At 40.9% G+C, this 2,712-nt stretch carries 2 protein-coding genes and 3 pseudogenes; 1 reads left to right on the top strand and 4 read right to left on the bottom strand.

Annotated elements, in window-relative coordinates:
- The 4 genes and pseudogenes from ACXAC4_RS20150 to ACXAC4_RS20165 form a co-directional block, all read right to left on the bottom strand.
- A pseudogene (locus ACXAC4_RS20150) lies at positions 1-152 on the bottom strand (IscS subfamily cysteine desulfurase); the annotation flags it as partial.
- Positions 153-174: 22 nt separating this feature from the next.
- Positions 175-665 (bottom strand): annotated as a pseudogene (gene iscR / locus ACXAC4_RS20155) (Fe-S cluster assembly transcriptional regulator IscR).
- Positions 666-867: 202 nt separating this feature from the next.
- On the bottom strand, positions 868-1,590 hold the full coding sequence (gene trmJ, locus ACXAC4_RS20160) for a tRNA (cytosine(32)/uridine(32)-2'-O)-methyltransferase TrmJ (protein WP_187489485.1): 723 nt from the start codon (positions 1,588-1,590) through the stop codon (positions 868-870).
- 100 nt (positions 1,591-1,690) lie between these two features.
- Positions 1,691-2,038: a four helix bundle protein gene (locus tag ACXAC4_RS20165; RefSeq protein WP_475164969.1), complete on the bottom strand. Its 348-nt coding sequence runs from the start codon at positions 2,036-2,038 to the stop codon at positions 1,691-1,693.
- 247 nt (positions 2,039-2,285) lie between these two features.
- Between ACXAC4_RS20165 and ACXAC4_RS20170 the strand changes: the two are divergent.
- Positions 2,286-2,672 (top strand): annotated as a pseudogene (locus ACXAC4_RS20170) (inositol monophosphatase family protein); the annotation flags it as partial.
- Positions 2,673-2,712: the final 40 nt, after the last annotated feature.

Here is a 2,712-nt window from a genome sequence, read left to right on the forward strand (position 1 = left end):
ACGGCTTCTTCTGCTTGCCAACCAAAACGGTGTGAGCGTGATGCAGGGTTACCAAAATTACCGTCCATAGTCAGGCATTGCATCATTTCTTTTGCCACACGTTCATCAACAGGCGTGGTTGCTGCGTAATCTAAATAAATCGGTAACTTCATTTCTCTCTCCGCTTTCGTCAAACTACAGTTGACAGCTTACTTGAATGTTTTCCAGTTGCTTAATTGCATTGTTGATGCTGTTATCTTGGCGCGATGCGACTTCTTTCACATCTGACTTTTCCACCAATTCAGCAAGGGTAATACTATTTAAAAACTCTTCGATACGTGCGCTTAAGTCCGACCATAAGGTATGAGTCAAACAACGCATGCCGCTTTGGCAGCCACCCGTTGCATTGTGGCAACGTGTTGCATCAACAGACTCATCAACGGCGTTAATCACATCGCCGACAGAAATTTCGTTCGCTTCTCGACCTAGTAAATATCCGCCACCTGGGCCACGCACAGAGGTCACAAGGCCGTTTTTACGTAAACGGGCGAATAGTTGTTCAAGGTAAGATAACGAAATCTCTGGCGTTCAGAAATATCGGCAAGAGGCACTGCACCCACATTTGTATGTAGTGCAACATCCAACATGGCGGTTACTGCGTATCTGCCTTTTGATGTTAACTTCATGGAGCCCCCGATGTTACTGCACGCTAAGGTGTGCAAATTTTAATTACCAGACCAAAATAGTCAAGTATTATCACTTGATAAAAATTGATACTTGCCATTGATAAAACCGAATACTTGACAAAAACAGTCAAGTACTTGGTACATTGTAATTACCTGAGTAATTTAGTCAAGTATTCTGGTGAATAAAGCTTATAACCTAAACTTATTTAATAGACTTATTAATTGAGGTAAGAATACCGCGTAAGATGTTCATCTCAGCTTCTTCTGGACGCGCGCGATTAAATAAACGACGTAACTTAGTCATCACCATGCCTGGGTGTTGTTTGATGATAAAACCCGTGTCATTTAATGTTTGCTCTAAGTGCTCGTAAAACAGCTCAGTTTGCTTTGCGTTTGGATAGACTGCTTCGTCTTCTTCTTGTACTTTTGGCTGTTTGTTTAAGTACGCCATACGTGTTTCATAACACAGCGTTTGCACGGCCATCGCTAGGTTTAACGAGCTGTATTCAGGGTTTGCAGGAATACATACGTGGTAGTTACATTGTTGTAGTTCTTCGTTCGTTAAACCACTATTTTCGCGACCAAATACGAGTGCAACAGGACCCTGTTCAGCCTCAGCCACTAACTTTTCACCACATTCACGCGGCTCAACCATTGGCCAAGATAAAGTACGTGAGCGTGCGCTGGTACCAATTGTTAAGCCACAATCAGCAATCGCATCTGCCAGTGTATCAACAACCACTGTTTTACCTAAAACATCTGTTGCACCGGCTGCAAGCGCACTCGCATGACTATCAATTTCACAAGCAGGATCAACAAGATATAAATTTGATAAGCCCATCGTTTTCATAGCACGTGCCGCTGAGCCAATATTACCAGAATGTGATGTGTTAACTAATACGATACGAATATCATCAAGTGTCATTGCGTTGTTACTTACTGAAAGTCAAAAATTGCCGGGATTATAACATAGCTATTGGTTATCAGCTATCAGCTATCAGCTATCAGCTATCAGCTATCAGCTATCAGCTATCAACTTCGATCTTATGCATAAGAGATGTCAACATTTTTGATAGCTCTTCCGTTTCACTCACCCAAGCTCTACCGATGGCAGCATCAATATATTTAATCTCAATTCCGATATAAATTTGCGTTCGTGTTTCTGCTATGGACGATCTTGATATATCTAAAAAGCGCACCCGTTCTTTTTTGCTGATTCTCACCATACCTTCTGCGATGTTACTCGGTATTGATAAACCAGAACGTGTGAGTTGATTGCGAAAACCAAAATCATTTAGATCTGTCGTTTCTTTGTAGATTTCAGCACTTAATCTTGCTGATCGCTTCCATACCTCTAATTTTTCAAAATTCATACTTGCATCCTTTTAAGTATAAAAACTTTATATAGGCACGAATTTTTCAGAATGCAAATTTCAAACTGACGGCTGACGGCTGACGGCTGACCACTAACCCCTTCTTCTGAAATTAAATCAATAACAAAATCAGAATTGTATAAAAAACAACCTGATTTATTCGAGTTTATTGTTTACTTTACGCTAGAAATCGCTAGAATACGCCGGCTTAAATATATTCGTTCTTTTACAACCCAAAGGTAATGCTATGCATCCAATGTTAAACATTGCGGTTCGCGCTGCGCGTAACGCAGGCAAAATTTTACTTCGCGCAAGTGAAGACTTATCAAAAGTTGATGTACAACAAAAAGGCACTAACGACTTAGTGACTAACATCGACAAAGAAGCTGAAGCCGCAATTCGTGACACTATTTTAAAATCTTACCCAGATCACACTATCGTAGGTGAAGAGCTAGGTGAGCATAAAGGTAAAGATGCAGATTACCAATGGATTGTAGACCCTCTTGATGGCACAACTAACTTCATCAAGGGTATCCCTCATTTCGCAGTATCTATTGCACTTAAAGTTAAAGGTCGTTTAGACCAAGCTGTTATCTATGATCCAATCCGCGGTGAATTATTCACTGCTTCTCGTAGGTGCTGGAGTCTTGTGTCCCAGTTACCAGGTTAACCTT

Source organism: Pseudoalteromonas sp. AWM4_233, from assembly GCF_056158285.1.

Excerpts from the sequence above, each read along its gene's own strand:
- trmJ (WP_187489485.1), bottom strand. The coding sequence starts at position 1,590 with ATGACACTTGATGATATTCGTATCGTATTAGTTAACACATCACATTCT.
- ACXAC4_RS20165 (WP_475164969.1), bottom strand. The coding sequence starts at position 2,038 with ATGAATTTTGAAAAATTAGAGGTATGGAAGCGATCAGCAAGATTAAGT.